The organism is Paenalcaligenes suwonensis (assembly GCF_011290505.1).
GTDB lineage: Bacteria > Pseudomonadota > Gammaproteobacteria > Burkholderiales > Burkholderiaceae_B > Paenalcaligenes > Paenalcaligenes suwonensis.
This window is the reverse complement of sequence record NZ_JAANPV010000001.1, coordinates 14,681-30,141: the sequence shown is the minus strand read 5'-3', so window position 1 is coordinate 30,141 and position 15,461 is coordinate 14,681. Positions and strand designations below refer to the sequence as shown.

The 15,461-nt window shown below is 52.5% G+C and carries 10 protein-coding genes; 9 read left to right on the top strand and 1 reads right to left on the bottom strand.

All coding sequences use genetic code 11. The features are described from left to right. Positions 1-10: 10 nt before the first annotated feature. On the top strand, positions 11-1,447 hold the full coding sequence (locus GY634_RS00130) for a catalase (RefSeq protein ID WP_166406564.1): 1,437 nt from the start codon (positions 11-13) through the stop codon (positions 1,445-1,447). 81 nt (positions 1,448-1,528) lie between these two features. Here GY634_RS00130 and GY634_RS00125 read toward each other — a convergent pair whose 3' ends face one another. Then, positions 1,529-3,295: an L-lactate permease gene (locus GY634_RS00125; RefSeq protein WP_166406563.1), complete on the bottom strand. Its 1,767-nt coding sequence runs from the start codon at positions 3,293-3,295 to the stop codon at positions 1,529-1,531. A gap of 249 nt (positions 3,296-3,544) precedes the next feature. On the opposite strand from GY634_RS00125, the gene lldR reads away from it, so the two are divergent. The 8 genes from lldR to GY634_RS00085 all read left to right on the top strand — a co-directional run bounded on the left by lldR (position 3,545) and on the right by GY634_RS00085 (position 15,382). Then, positions 3,545-4,315, top strand: coding sequence for a transcriptional regulator LldR (lldR, locus tag GY634_RS00120; RefSeq protein WP_207625412.1), 771 nt, complete (start codon positions 3,545-3,547; stop codon positions 4,313-4,315). Next, positions 4,312-5,457: an FMN-dependent L-lactate dehydrogenase LldD gene (gene lldD, locus GY634_RS00115; RefSeq protein WP_166406562.1), complete on the top strand. Its 1,146-nt coding sequence runs from the start codon at positions 4,312-4,314 to the stop codon at positions 5,455-5,457. The genes lldR and lldD overlap by 4 nt, the downstream gene beginning before the upstream one ends. Positions 5,458-5,543: 86 nt before the next feature. Next, entirely contained in the window at positions 5,544-6,923 is a 1,380-nt protein-coding gene (mnmE, locus tag GY634_RS00110; protein WP_166406561.1) for a tRNA uridine-5-carboxymethylaminomethyl(34) synthesis GTPase MnmE, read from the top strand. Positions 6,924-7,426: 503 nt separating this feature from the next. After that, on the top strand, positions 7,427-7,891 hold the full coding sequence (locus GY634_RS17195; RefSeq protein ID WP_242683557.1) for a restriction endonuclease: 465 nt from the start codon (positions 7,427-7,429) through the stop codon (positions 7,889-7,891). 241 nt (positions 7,892-8,132) lie between these two features. Next, a complete protein-coding gene (locus tag GY634_RS00100; protein ID WP_166406560.1) occupies positions 8,133-9,860 on the top strand; it encodes a class I SAM-dependent DNA methyltransferase in 1,728 nt (575 codons plus the stop codon). After that, positions 9,850-11,211, top strand: coding sequence for a restriction endonuclease subunit S (locus GY634_RS00095; RefSeq protein WP_166406559.1), 1,362 nt, complete (start codon positions 9,850-9,852; stop codon positions 11,209-11,211). Before GY634_RS00100 ends, GY634_RS00095 begins: the two co-directional genes overlap by 11 nt. A 2-nt stretch (positions 11,212-11,213) precedes the next feature. Further along, positions 11,214-12,236 (top strand): SIR2 family protein, encoded by a 1,023-nt coding sequence (locus GY634_RS00090; RefSeq protein ID WP_166406558.1) that lies wholly within the window; start codon positions 11,214-11,216, stop codon positions 12,234-12,236. Then, a complete protein-coding gene (locus GY634_RS00085; RefSeq protein ID WP_166406557.1) occupies positions 12,233-15,382 on the top strand; it encodes a type I restriction endonuclease subunit R in 3,150 nt (1,049 codons plus the stop codon). Before GY634_RS00090 ends, GY634_RS00085 begins: the two co-directional genes overlap by 4 nt. Positions 15,383-15,461 lie beyond the last annotated feature (79 nt).

Below are 15,461 nucleotides of genomic sequence, written 5' to 3'. Positions count from 1 at the left end.
GAGAGCTTCAATGAAAAAAGACCTCATGACCACTGCAGCTGGCGCCCCCGTCAGCCACAATAATGATTCCATGACGGCTGGCCCGCGTGGACCGGTCTTGATGCAGGACACCTGGCTATTAGAAAAGCTGGCCCACTTTAATCGTGAGCGTATCCCTGAACGTGTAGTACACGCTAAAGGCGCCGGTGCTTTTGGTACGTTCACCGCCACGCATGACATTAGCCAATATTCCTGTGCTAATGTGTTTAAAAAAGGGCAACAAACCTCAGTACTGGCGCGTTTTTCAACCGTTGCTGGTGAAGCTGGTGCAGCGGACGCGGAACGTGATGTACGCGGTTTCTCGCTGAAGTTTTACACTGAAGAAGGTAACTGGGACATGGTGGGGAACAACACCCCTGTGTTTTTTATCCGTGACCCTCTGAAGTTCCCCGACTTTATTCACACCCAAAAACGTGATCCACAAACCCACCTGCGCAGCATGACCAACGCATGGGATTTCTGGTCACTGAACCCCGAATCGTTGCACCAAGTCACCATTTTGATGAGTGACCGTGGTTTGCCTAAAAACTTCCGCCAGATTCACGGCTTTGGTTCACACACCTACAGCCTGATCAACGCCGAAGGTAAACGCCATTGGGTGAAGTTCCACTTCAAATCCATGCAAGGCATAGAGAACTACACCAACGCTGAAGCCAGCAAGCTGGTAGGTGAAGACCGTGAAAGCGCCATCCGCGACCTGTATGAGCACATTGATGCGGGCGACTTCCCACGTTGGGCACTACGCATCCAAGTGATGACCGAAGAACAGGCGCTGAACTACCATATCAACCCCTTCGATCTAACCAAAGTGTGGCCACATGGTGACTTCCCATTGATCGATGTAGGTGTGTTGGAACTGAACCGTAACCCAGACAACTACTTTGCCCAAATCGAGCAAGCCGCCTTTACCCCCGGCAACGTGGTTCCCGGTATTGGTTACTCGCCAGACCGTATGCTGCAAGGTAGATTGTTTGCCTACGGCGATACCCAACGCTACCGTTTAGGGATCAACCACAACCAGATTCCGGTGAACGCGCCTAAATGCCCGTTCCACAATAGCTACCACCGCGATGGTGCTATGCGTGTAGACGATAACCAAGGCAACAAACCTAACTACGAGCCAAACAGTGCCGGTACATGGAAAGAGTCCTCTTACCAAGAACCACCACTGGCCTTGGACGGTAAAGCAGCCGACCACTGGAGCCACCGCGTAGACAGCGACTACTACTCCCAGCCCGGTGACTTGTTCCGTTTGATGAGCCCTGCTCAACAGCAACAACTGTTTGATAACGTTGCTGCCGCTATGGCGGGTGTGCCTCAATTCATCATAGACAGACAGCTGGAGCACTTCCATCAAGCTGATCCTGCTTATGCAGAGGGTGTGCGTAAGGCCTTAGCAAAAGCCTAAGTACTACACACTAAAAAACCCGGAGCAGCATACACGCTGCTCCGGGTTTTTTTATGAACAACTATTATGGGGCAAGGCGGGTTATGCGTTTGCTACTTTCAAAGCTTTGCCTTTGCTGTTGGACAGAATTCCGAAGAACACTACCAACCACACCAAGGCGGCAATCCACCAGCCTATGCTGCCTGTAATCAGAGCCTGGCCAATCAGACCTGCCTGAATACAATAGTAGGCCATTGGAATCAATGTTTTACGAACGATCTCACCTTCACGGTTCATCATCCCTACCACCGCACCAGCCGCAACCACGTTGTGTACACAAATCATGTTACCGGCTGCACCACCCACGGCTTGCAACGCAACCACAATGGCGGAAGCATCAATACCTAGACCAATGTGTTGTGCTGTAGAGAACTGGAAGTACGAGAACATCATGTTACTAACCGTGTTAGAACCAGCGATAAACGCCCCCAAGCTACCTACCCATGGCGCAACGTTAGGCCAGCTGTGACCAGCCAAACCAGCCGCGCCTTGTGCCAACACCAATGGCATACTGTTTAGCGAACCATCCGCTGCAGCAGAGTTAATAAACACTTGCACCATAGGCACCGCCAGCAACAGAGCAGGGGCTGCATCCAACATGGTAATACCGGAGTTCTTAATGCCGCGGCCAAACTGCTGCATGTTCATCTTAAAGATGGCAATACACAGCAAGGACACCACGATCAAAATGAAACCTGGCGAGAACAAGAACTGAGCAGAACTTGAGATTTTCGTACCAAACAAGTTGGCAAAAGTGATGGTGGCATCAGGGCCAGTCAATGCACTTTTTACTGCCGGAATAGTACGCGTAATGATCAAGAAAGCCACAACCAACACGTAAGGCGAGAACGCACGCAATACTGAGAATTTCTTGGCATTAGGACCATCTTCTACCGTACGCAGGGTACCCAACCATTTCTCTTCCCATGAGTCACGAGGCGGGAAATCAAAGGTGGTTTTAGGAATCAAGAAACCTTTTTTCGCTGCAGGCACCACAATCGCCAAACCAATCAGCGCCCCCAACATGGATGGGAACTCTGGTCCCAACAAGTTAGCAATGATGTAGTAGGGAAGGGTAAAGGCAATACCAGCAAACAGCGCAAACTTCCACGCACCCAAACCTTCACGGAAAGATTGTTTCTGACCAAAAAAGCGAGTCAACAAACCGCACAGAATCAGCGGGATCACAAAGCCTGTTAGGGCATGGATAAAGGCGACGTTTTCAACGATCTGCTGCAAATACTCCATTGGGGTATTAGGCGCAATCAGCGAAGCCACGTCGGCTTTGTTATCAATACCAGAACGTACCCCTACCAACATAGGTGTACCCACGGCACCGAAAGACACGGGTGTGGACTGAATAATCAATACCGACATCACGGCGGCCATCGCTGGGAAACCCAGAGCCAGCAGCAATGGGGCCCCTACAGCAGACGGCGTACCGAAGCCAGAGGAACCTTCAATTAATGAACCAAACAACCAGGCCACAATAATGACTTGTATGCGACGGTCAGGCGACACATCGGTAAAGCCTTGGCGTATGGCCTGCAATGCACCACTTTCTTTCAAAGTGTTCAGCAGCAAAATCGCCCCAAACACAATGAAGAGCAAGGTAATGGCTGTAATCAAACCATGAACAGTAGCAGCCGCAATCACGGCACCCTGTGCATTCCAGACAAACAATGCCAACAGCGCTGTAACGACGTATGCAACTCCCATAGAGAATTTTGCAGAGCGTTCTAGCACCACCATCAACAAGAACACTACAGCAATTGGAGCCAACGCCAGTAGCATGTAGAGAGAACTCATAGTTAATACTCTTCTAAAGAATCGGCAAGCACGTACTGGTGGGTTTTACGTTGTCACCATCCACCCCACTTTTACGACCACCCGCTTACCTGGCTAAAAAATAATCACCCTGAATCATATTGGTAATACCACTTTACACGAAACCCGTATTTACCCTTGTAGGGATACAAAAATCCGTACAAACGCTATACTCTGGTATTACCAAAATAACTAAATAACGCCACATTTCCATAAAACTGGGCCCTCAAGATGTCCACTCCCTTGCGCCTATCAGACCAGATAGCACAACAAATACAACAACTGATATGGGACCAACAACTCAAGCCAGGAGAGCGTTTGCCCGCCGAACGTGTACTGGCCGTACAGTTGAACGTGTCACGTCCACCCATCCGAGAGGCCATCCGTACTTTAGCGAGCCAAGGCTTATTAGCCACCCGACCTGGGGGCGGCACTTTCGTGCTGTCACCCATACAAGATTGGCCAGAAAAGAATTTATTGCCGCTGGCACAACTGGCTGTAGCCGACCCCGCCTATAACTACGACATGCTAGAAGCCCGCCACGCACTAGAAAGCAGTACAGCGTGGTACGCCGCTTTACGCGCCACCGACCAAGACAAAGCCAACATACAGCGCTGTTTTGACAGCATGGTGAATTACCAGCAGCAGGGCGATGCCGAACAGTCGTCACGCGCCGATGCGCGTTTTCACATGTCTATTGCCGAAGCGTCGCACAACGTTGTGCTCATACAGTTCATGCGTGGGCTCTTTGATGTGCTGCTCTCCGTAGTGAGCCAAAGCCGCAATACCATGTTCCAAAGTTCGCAGCCTGATGTGCTTAAACAATTAACACATCAGCACGAAAACCTGATGAATGCCATTTTGGCGGGCGATCCAGAACAAGCCAAACAAGCCATAGGCCACCATTTGCATTACGTTCAGGACACCATACGCCAAAACGACGACAACCTTGCTCGTCGCCAGCGCTCAACCCGTTTCTCTCTTCCGGACCCGCTACTATGATTATTTCTGCTGCTACCGATTACAGAGAAGCCGCTAAAAAACGGCTCCCACCCTTTTTGTTTCACTACGCTGACGGTGGTGCCTATGCGGAACACACGCTACGCCGTAACGTAGAAGACTTATCTGGTGTAGCACTGCGTCAGCGCGTGCTAAAAGACATGTCTAATCTGGATTTGAGCACAGAACTCTTTGGCGAATCCTTATCCATGCCTGTAGTGTTGGCACCGGTAGGCTTAACAGGCATGTTTGCACGCCGTGGTGAGGTACAAGCTGCCCGCGCTGCTGATGCCCACGGTATTCCGTTTACGCTGTCTACCGTATCGGTGTGCCCTATAGAAGAAGTCACCCCAGCCATTAACCGCCCCATGTGGTTCCAGCTGTATGTGCTGCGTGATCGTGGTTTCATGAAAAACGCCTTAGAACGCGCCCAAGCGGCAGGCTGCAGCACCTTGGTGTTTACGGTGGATATGCCGGTACCTGGTGCTCGCTACCGTGATGCCCATTCGGGGATGAGCGGTCCTAATGCGGCCATGCGTCGATACTGGCAAGCAGTCACACACCCGCACTGGTCATGGGATGTGGGCCTAAACGGTAAACCCCACGATCTGGGTAACGTATCAGCTTACTTGGGTAAGAAAATTGGCCTAGAAGATTACATAGGTTGGCTGGGTAATAACTTCGATCCTTCTATTTCATGGAAAGACCTAGAATGGATTCGTGATTTCTGGAAAGGCCCCATGATCATCAAAGGCATTCTGGATCCTGATGACGCCCGTGATGCTGTTCGCTTTGGTGCTGACGGTATTGTGGTCTCTAACCACGGTGGTCGTCAGTTAGATGGCGTGCTATCTTCCGCCCGTGCCTTACCCGCGATTGCCGATGCGGTAAAAGGCGATCTAAAAATCCTAGCTGATTCTGGTATTCGTACAGGGCTAGACGTAGTGCGCATGATGGCATTAGGTGCCGATGCCGTGATGATAGGCCGTGCATTCTTGTACGCGCTGTCTACCGCCGGTGAGGCAGGGGTACGCAATCTGCTGCAATTGATTGAAAAAGAAATGCGCGTTGCCATGACCTTAACCAGCACCCGCAGTATTGCCGATATCTCGGCCGACATGCTCGTGCAGGCTACACAACAGTAAACCTCACTCGCCCCCATCACGCCTACAGTGATGGGGGCGGGTGGCATACAATAGCGATGTTTTCAGCCGTTTTTTGTGTGCCGCTTATGTCTTATAGCTCCCATTCCCCCATTGTTGCCATCGCCACAGCTCCAGGCCGAGGTGGCATAGGTGTTATTCGTGTATCGGGCCCACAATTGCGCGCCTTTACCCAAGCACTACTTAATACCGAACTCAAACCCCGTCATGCCCATTACATCCCCTTTGCGGACGCACAAGGGCAAAGCATAGACGAAGGGATCGCCCTGTTCTTCTCTGCACCTAACTCCTATACCGGTGAAGACGTACTGGAACTACAAGGGCACGGTGGCCCAGCGGTATTACGCCGTGTACTAGAACGATGCTTAGAAGTAGGTAAAGAATACGGGTTACGCTTGGCAGAACCCGGTGAGTTCACGCAACGCGCTTTCTTAAATGACCGCATGGACTTGGCTCAAGCCGAAGCTGTAGCCGACTTGATCAACGCCTCCTCTAGTGCGGCAGCCAAAAGTGCCATGGCCTCGTTATCAGGTGCTTTCTCACAGCATGTGAATGAACTGGCCGATAAGCTGGTACACCTGCGTATGCTCGTAGAAGCCACCTTGGATTTCCCCGAGGAAGAAATAGACTTCCTAGAAAAATACCAAGCCGCCGCACAACTACAGACCATTCAGCAAACGCTGCACGATCTGATGCGCCAAGCCAAACAAGGCATGGTCTTACGTGATGGCTTGCATGTGGTGTTGGCAGGGCAACCTAACGTGGGGAAATCCAGCTTGCTGAATGCGCTGGCAGGTGACGACATAGCGATCGTGACGGATATTGCTGGCACCACACGCGACCGCGTGACGCAACTGATTCACCTAGACGGTGTGCCTATACATATTGTGGATACCGCTGGTCTACGTGAAACCGAAGATACAGTAGAAAGCATTGGTATTGAACGCAGCTGGGCAGAAATTGCCAAGGCCAACGTCATCTTGCATCTACACGATGCCAGACAGCCTAACGATCAACTAGACGATGCTATCACTGCACGGCTGCCTACTGATGTACCTATCTTAAACGTCTACAACAAGTGCGACCTGTTAGACGAAGCAGCCGCATCGGCCTTGCCTGAACACAACCCGCAAGCGCGCACCTTGCATATCTCGGCCAAAAAAGGGCAGGGCTTAGATAACCTACGTAGCGCATTGCTAGACATAGCAGGGTGGACAGGGGGCGGTGAATCACCATGGTTAGCACGTGAACGCCACCTGCGCGCTTTGGAAAACAGCAACGAGCACCTCAGCATCGCGGCTCAACATGCCTCGCACAGCGATCAGGTACTGGATCTGTTTGCCGAAGAATTGCGCTTGGCTCATGAATCGCTCAGTTCTATTACCGGTGAATTCACTAGCGACGATTTATTGGGCGAAATTTTTTCTAGCTTCTGTATTGGGAAGTAATAATCAAAAAACCGTAAATATAAAATAAAAAAGAGATTTAATATAATTTATATTTTATTGGTGATTTATAATAAAACCATAGAAAAATCAGCAAGTTTTAAAAAAATCACTAGAATAGTATTACTCTGAATTAATGGCCATAAGGTAAGATAATAACAAGAATGTGGATGGTACGCAGTGAGGTGGAGGCCTGTACAAAACATTTTATGAGCACAATGTATCTGCAATCGCTTGGAACCAGTTAGCACCATATGCAAAACCTGATATCATACAGCAATAGTTGATTGATCAATATAAGTCTGCCGCCTCATATGTAAAACGGGGAGCAGCTATATCAGGAACATCCCAAGTCTGGCGTTTTTTGAATAAATCCAAACAGATGGCTGTGTGATTACCTACTCCCCTGCAAGTCGTTTGTATCTTATAGTTCAAGCCGAACACCATCCAGAATGGGCTGATAAAGGTATGCCTTTGGCACGTACTGTTCAATGGCAAGAAAATAGTTGCCACGAGATAATCTAAACAACAATACAAAAAATAGCCTCGGCTTCACCCTGACACTATTCGACATCCCCTCCCATGCTACTACTGATATACTGGCAGCTTTAAAGGGAAGACTCTCTCAAAAAACTGAGGAAGATTCTGGAGAAATTATTAATGGCCATCTGGTTGATATTGAATCGCAAGCACTAGAACACATCAAAGACCAAGTTAATGAATTAAATTGGGGTAATATGTTAGCGGCTGGCATCGTACGTGCTATGGGCTATAAAACCAAAGTTTCACCATCAGGCCTTGACCGAGACAAGGACATCGCTACCTCACTCGACGGTTTTGGCTTTGAACATCTACGAATAGTAGCAGAGGTTAAACACCGTAAAGAACAAATGAGTAGCCAAGATATCCTTGGTGGCCGCCACACAGATGATCGTGGGCTATACGTCAGCATAGGTGGTTTTACCAAATAGGCACAATACGAAGCTGACAGAGCCCCTATACCTATTAGCAATGTGCGCTCTAGATCATGTAGTACGTACATTAACTGAACATTATGACGCTACAGATGCTGAAACAAAAAGGATCATGCCACTGAAACGGTTATTTTGGCCTGCATAAACATCCCCCAACTGATACCCTCTATACACGGTTCAGCAATAGCTACAAGAAATTGCATACCAACATGCTAGTAGAGATTAAGGCTTTTTTGTAATGAACCCCATCGAACAACAATTCTTCAACGACCTAGAAAAAAAACTCTGGACCGCCGCCGACAAGCTGCGCTCCAACCTCGACGCTGCCGTGTACAAGCACGTCGTGCTTGGGCTGATCTTTCTCAAATATGTTTCCGATGCCTTCGAAGAGAGGCAACGCGAACTGCGCGAACAATTCACCAACCCGGCTCATGACTACTACATGGACCCGGATGAATACGGCGGCGGGGGCACCCAGGAGTACGAAGACAACATCGCCGCCGAGCTCGAAGTCCGCGACTACTACACCGAGAAGAACGTGTTCTGGGTGCCTGTAGAAGCGCGCTGGCAAACCCTGCGTGACTGTGCGCAACTGCCGCCCAAGGCGGCGTTGCCCTGGAACAAGCCCGGCAAGGACGAGCCCGAGGAAATGCGCTCGGTCGGCTGGCTGATCGACAACGCCATGGAAGCCGTCGAGCGCGAGAACTCCCGCCTGAAAAACGTACTCAACAAAGACTTCGCCCGCGTGCAACTCGACTCCAGCAAGTTGGCCGGGCTGATCAGCCACTTCTCGGATACCGACTTCAGCGCGAAGGAGTACAAGGGCCAGCGGCTGGACCTGAAATCCAAGGACATCCTCGGCCACGTCTACGAGTACTTCCTCGGCCAGTTCGCTCTGGCCGAAGGCAAGAAGGGCGGCCAGTACTACACGCCCAAGAGTATCGTCACCCTGATCGTGGCAATGCTCCAGCCGTTCAAGGGTCGCGTCTACGACCCGGCCATGGGCTCTGGCGGCTTCTTCGTGCAAAGCGAGGAGTTTATCGAACAGCATGGCGGCAAACCGGCCAATGGCCAAGGCAAAAAAGCGGCCGGGCAGATCAGCGTCTACGGGCAAGAGAGCAACCCAACCACCTGGCGGCTGGCCGCGATGAACATGGCCATTCGCGGCATCGACTTCAACTTCGGCAACGGCCCGGCCGACACCCTGCTCAACGACCTGCACCCGGACCTGCGCGCCGATTTCGTTATGGCCAACCCGCCCTTCAACATGAAGGAATGGTGGAACGAAAAACTGGCGGCCGATCCGCGCTGGATCGCCGGCACACCGCCGCAGGGCAACGCCAACTTCGCTTGGTTGCAGCACATGCTCTGGCACCTGGCACCCACCGGCAGCATGGCGTTGCTGCTGGCCAATGGTTCCATGAGCTCCAACACCAACAACGAAGGCGAAATCCGCAAGCGGCTAGTCGAAGACGACTACGTGGAATGTATGGTCGCGCTGCCCGGCCAGTTGTTCACCAACACCCAGATTCCGGCCTGCATCTGGTTTCTGACCCGCGACAAGCAGAACGGCTTCGCGCTGGACAAAAAGAAGCGCGACCGGCACGGTGAATTCCTGTTCATCGATGCCCGCCAGTTGGGCTATATGAAAGACCGCGTGCTGCGCGACTTTACTCTGGACGATATCCAGAAAATTGCCGATACCTTCCATGCCTGGCAGCAGGGCGAGGGGTACGAGGACGTGGCTGGCTTCTGCTATTCCGCCAAGTTGGAAGACGTGCGAAAGCATGAGCATGTGCTGACACCAGGGCGCTATGTGGGTGCGGCAGAGCAGGAAGACGACGGCGAACCCTTTACTGAGAAGATGCAGCGGCTGACGGCGCAACTGGCGGAGCAATTTGCGAAGAGTGCGAAGCTGGAAGCGGAGATCAAGAAGAATTTGGCGGGGTTGGGTTATGGCTTCTAAGTGGAGACCAACAGTTTTCGGTGATTTAGTGGATTTTGTTTCCGAGAAGGCCAAGGCACAAGATGCAGCCTATGCGACATATGTCTCCACTGAAAACATGCAGGCAGACTTTGGGGGCGTGGCAATAGCAGCAACCGTACCAAAAAGTGGAAGCGTGACGAAATTTAGTATCGGCGATACGCTGTTTTCTAATATTCGCACCTATTTCAAGAAAATTTGGCAAGCAGAGTTCGATGGATACTGCTCAAATGATGTATTGGTCTTTCGCACTAAAGACGAAACTTCTTTGCACCCAGGGTTTCTAAATAATCTTTGTCGGTGGGAAAAATTCACCGAGTTCAGCATTAGAACATCCAAGGGTGCAAAAATGCCACGCGGAGATAAAGATGCGCTGGCACAGTTTAAATTTGAATTACCGTCCATCGAAGAGCAACGTGCGATAGCCAAAACACTTCGTTCTTTTGATAACAAGATCGACCTCAGCCGCCGCATCAACCAAACCCTCGAAGCCATGGCGCAAGCCATCTTCAAGTCCTGGTTTGTCGATTTCGACCCGGTCAAGGCCAAGATCACCGCCATCGAACGAGGCGAAGACCCACTACGCGCCGCCATGCGCGCCATCAGCGGCAAGACCGACACCGAACTCGACCTGATGCCCCGCGAGCACCACGACCAACTCGCCGCCACCGCCGCGCTGTTTCCTGATGCAATGGAAGCGTCGGAGTTGGGTGAGATTCCAAAGGGATGGACGCACAGTGTTCTGGGTGATGTTTGCAGCTTTACGGCTGGTAGCGCATTTAAGCCAGAACATCAGGGAAGCACAGAGGGAGACTATCCGTTCATCAAGGTTAGTGATATGAACCTTGCTGGCAACGAGGTATTCATTCAATCAGCTAACAACTATGTGAGCAAAGCACAGCAGTCTGAAATGAAAGCCAAACTGCACCCATTAGGGGCGACAGTTTTTGCCAAGATTGGCGTGGCGCTAATTTCGAATCGTCGCAGATTACTGACCACCCCAACAATCATTGACAACAATTTAATGTCAGCCAGTCCTGTTGAAGGTAAGTCGGGAGCATATTTTTTGTACTCGATGCTTAGCACGATTGATTTCAATACATTGGTTTCAGGCACTGCTTTGCCGTATCTCAACGTTTCTGACCTTAAGAAGATCCCTATTGTTCGTCCGCCGCACAACGTTGGTTGTGCTTTTGAGCGGAAAGCATCTTCGATTTTTTCGATGATGCAGACACTGGCGGAACAAAGTTCAACTCTCGCAGATACTCGCGACAATTTACTGCCTAAATTGCTGTCGGGTGAAGTTAAGCTTTCTGAAACACTTGAGGGATGACCATGGAATTCTGGCGTCCCAAGTACCATGAATATCTCAATTCCGAAGGGGATGTGACCATCATTGGCTCTACCTTTCAGCGGAGTCGAATACTCAAAGATTTAGAGCCTGAAACTTATCAACTATCTTTTGAAGATTGGGTTGAGGAAAGAAAGGCTGGCTTACGTGAGTTGGCTGGTCAAGTGCTGACCACACACGACAACGAAAACCGTTTCAAGGCTCTCAAGAGAGCATATGAGTCTCGGAATGTTGTTCCATTTCTTGGTGCGGGTATATCAATACCTAGTGGTTATCCGGGGTGGACGAAATTTCTATGGGACCTACAGTCTGAGTCGCACGTCAAAGAGAATTATCTGGAGTTGTTGTTAAATTCTGGAGACTATGAAGGTGCAGCCCAGCTAATTTACGATGATCTTGGCTCTGCGTTATTCAACAAGCAGCTACAGGAGTGCTTTGATAGAAATTGCACGACTGCTGGCGCAATAAATTTACTCCCGCTTGTGTTTCCAGACTCAAATATCATTACCACTAATTTCGACAAATTGCTTGAGTCTGTCTTTTCTGGGCAATCACAAGGCTTTGACCAAGTGGTGCTTGGCACTAACTTGGAAGAAGCATTGCGTATTTTGAGTACTGGTGGAAGATACCTTCTAAAGCTGCATGGTTCATGCGAATCGATTGCAAATCGCGTGCTACTTCATGGTGAGTACGAGCACGCCTATAGCGACTCAGGAGTTGTTAAGAGATTCTTTTCACGCTTCTTGTTCGGGAAGTCATTGTTATTTATCGGGTGCAGCCTTTTGACGGACCGCACGCTACGGGCAATGGAAGAAGTGGTCTCAGCCGAAGGTTCCCACACGCTTCCACAGCACTACGCTTTCCTTGAGTTAAAAGATGGGATCGATCGTGTAGAGCGGAAAAAAGATTTGGCAAGAGCCAACATATTTGCCATCTGGTATCCGGAGGGAGAGCATGATGAATCTATCGAAGCCCTATTGTTGGCGCTGATGGAGGATGGGGCATGATCACGGAGCAGCAACTCGAAGACCACAGCATCGCTTGGTTTCAGGAGCTTGGTTGGCAGTACGTTCAGGGTTCAAGCATTGCACCCGATGGAGAAAGCCCTGCGCGCACTGATTATCGCCAGACCGTACTGCGGGAACGCTTGTTAGTCGCGCTCACCCGCATCAACCCGCACATCCCCGCTGCGGCGCTGGAGCAGGCGGCACACGAGTTTCTTACGATCAGCGAGCAGCAGCTGATCGCCCGCAACCGCCGCGCGCATCAGCTGCTGCTGTCTGGCATTTCCGTCGAGTTTTCTGTAAGCGACGACAAGCGCACTGATCTGGTCAACCTGATCGACTTTGCCGAGCCGCGCAACAACGATTTCCTGCTGGTCAGCCAGTTCACCGTGACCGGCAGCAAACAGCCGCGCCGCCCCGACCTGGTGGCCTTCGTCAACGGCCTGCCGCTGGCGGTGATCGAACTGAAGAACCCCGCCAACGAGCAGACCGACCTCTGGGATGCCTTTAACCAGATCCAGACCTACAAGGAAGAGATTGGCGACCTGTTCAACACGAACGTGGCGGTGGTGGTCAGCGACGGCTTCACGGCACGGCTAGGTTCGCTCACGGCGAACCAGGAGCGCATGCAGCCGTGGCGGGCGATTGCCAACGAGGACGACCGGCCGCTGCTGGAGTTCGAGCTGGAAACGCTGGTGCGCGGCTTTTTCGAGCCTGCGCTGTTTCTCGACTATGTGCGCCACTTCGTGCTTTTCGAGCAGGATGCCGACCAGATCATCAAGAAGATCGCCGGCTACCACCAGTTTCATGCGGTGCGCGAAGCGGTGAAGGCCACGGTGATTGCCGCCAGCAGTCCGAACAAGGGAATGCTGGAAGTACAGGAGCCGCGTGCCACCTATGGCAAGGAAGTGCAGCCCGGCAGCCGCAAGGCTGGCGTGGTGTGGCATACGCAAGGCTCGGGCAAGAGCATCACTATGGCCTGCTACGCGGGCAAGCTGTTGCAGCAGCCGGAGATGAAGAACCCCACACTGGTGGTGGTGACCGACCGCAACGATCTGGACGGGCAGTTGTTCGCCACCTACTGCGCCGCCGAAGACCTGCTCCGGCAAACGCCGGTGCAGGCGGGCAGCCGAGAAGAACTGCGCGAAATGCTGGCCTCGCGCGAGGCAGGCGGCATCATCTTTACCACGGTGCAGAAGTTCGCGCTGCTGGACAATGAGGAACAACACCCGCTGCTGTCGGACCGCAGTAATATCGTGGTGATCTCCGACGAGGCGCACCGCAGCCAGTACGGCATGAAGGGGCGGCTGGATACCAAGACCGGCAAGTACGTGTTCGGCTACGCCAAGCACATGCGCGACGCGCTGGCCAACGCTACCTTCATCGGCTTCACCGGCACGCCTATTGCCCTGGAAGACAAAGACACGAGGGCGGTGTTCGGCGATTACGTCAGCATCTACGACATTCAGGACGCGGTGGACGATGGTGCCACGGTACCGATCTTCTACGAAAGCCGCCTAGCCAAGCTGGATGTGAACCAGGCCGAGATCGACGCACTCAACGCCCAGGTAGATGAGGTCATCGAGGACGAGGAAGACATCACCGCCCGCGAGAAGACCAAGAGCGACTGGGCGGCACTGACCAAGCTGGTGGGCGCGCAGCCGCGTCTGGAACAGGTGGCTGCCGACCTGGTGCAGCACTTCGAGACACGCACTGCCATGCTGGAAGGCAAGGCGATGATTGTGTGCATGAGCCGCGACATCTGCGCCGAGCTGTATAACGCCATCGTTGCCTTGCGCCCGGATTGGCATGACGCCGACCCGGAAAAGGGTGCGATCAAGGTGGTGATGACCGGCTCGGCAGCGGACAAGCCCTTACTGCAGCCGCACCTGTACAGCCAGCAGGTGAAGAAACGCCTGGAAAAACGCTTCAAGGACCCGGCAGACCCGCTGAAGCTGGTGATCGTGCGCGATATGTGGCTGACCGGCTTCGACGCCCCCTGCTGCCACACCATGTATGTAGACAAGCCCATGAAGGGCCACAACCTGATGCAGGCCATTGCCCGCGTCAACCGGGTGTTCCGCAACAAGCCCGGTGGATTGGTGGTGGATTACATCGGCATTGCCAACGAACTGAAAGCGGCGCTCAAGACCTACACCGAATCCAAGGGCAAGGGCGACCCGGCGCATAACGCAGCCGAGGCGCTGGCAGTACTGCTGGAGAAGTTGGACATCGTGCGCGGGCTGATGCACGGCTTCGATTACAGCGGGTTCGAGACCAATGCGATGAAGCTGCTGGTGCCGGTAGCCAACCATATCCTAGGGCTGAAGGACGGCAAGCAGCGCTTCCTCGATGCCATGCTGGCGGTGAGCAAAGCGTTTTCCCTGTGCAGCACCTTGGACGAAGCTGCCGCCCTGCGCACGGAGATTGCCTTCTTTGCCGCCGTCAAGGCCGCCATCGTCAAGTTCACCACGGTGGATCGCAAGCGCTCCGACGCGGACAAGAACAGCGCGCTCAAGCAGATCCTGGACAATGCCATCGTGGCAGACGGGGTAGCGGATATCTTCGCTCTGGCGGGCTTGGACAAGCCCAACATCGGCCTGCTGTCGGAAGAGTTCCTGGAAGACGTGCGGCAGATGAAGACCCGCAACTTGGCGGTGGAATTGCTGGAAAAGCTGCTGCGCGACGAAATCAAGGCGCGGGCGCGCAACAACGTGGTGCAGGAGAAGAAGTACGGCGACCGCCTGCTGGAAACCTTGCGCAAGTACCACAACCGGGCGGTGGAGACGGCGCAGGTCATCGAGGAGTTGATCCTGATGGCCAAGGACTTCCAGGCAGCGCTGGAGCGTGAAGCAGCGCTAGGGCTGAATCCGGACGAGATCGCCTTCTACGATGCGCTGGCCAACAACGAAAGCGCCGTGCGGGAACTGGGTGACGACATTCTCAAGAAAATTGCCGTCGAGATCACCGAGAAACTGCGCAACAGCACCACGGTGGATTGGCAGGTACGCGAGAGCGTACGCGCCAAACTGCGGATTCTGGTGCGACGTACCCTGAAGAAGTGGAAGTACCCGCCGGTAGGTGAGGATGCCGCCATTGAACTGGTGCTGAAGCAGGCGGAATCACTGTCGAACGCATGGTCGAAGTGATCGGTGTAGCCAGAAAGAAAACCATACCCAACTATGCTTAAACTTGCTACAAAAATAGTCTGACTACCACTTAAAAAAT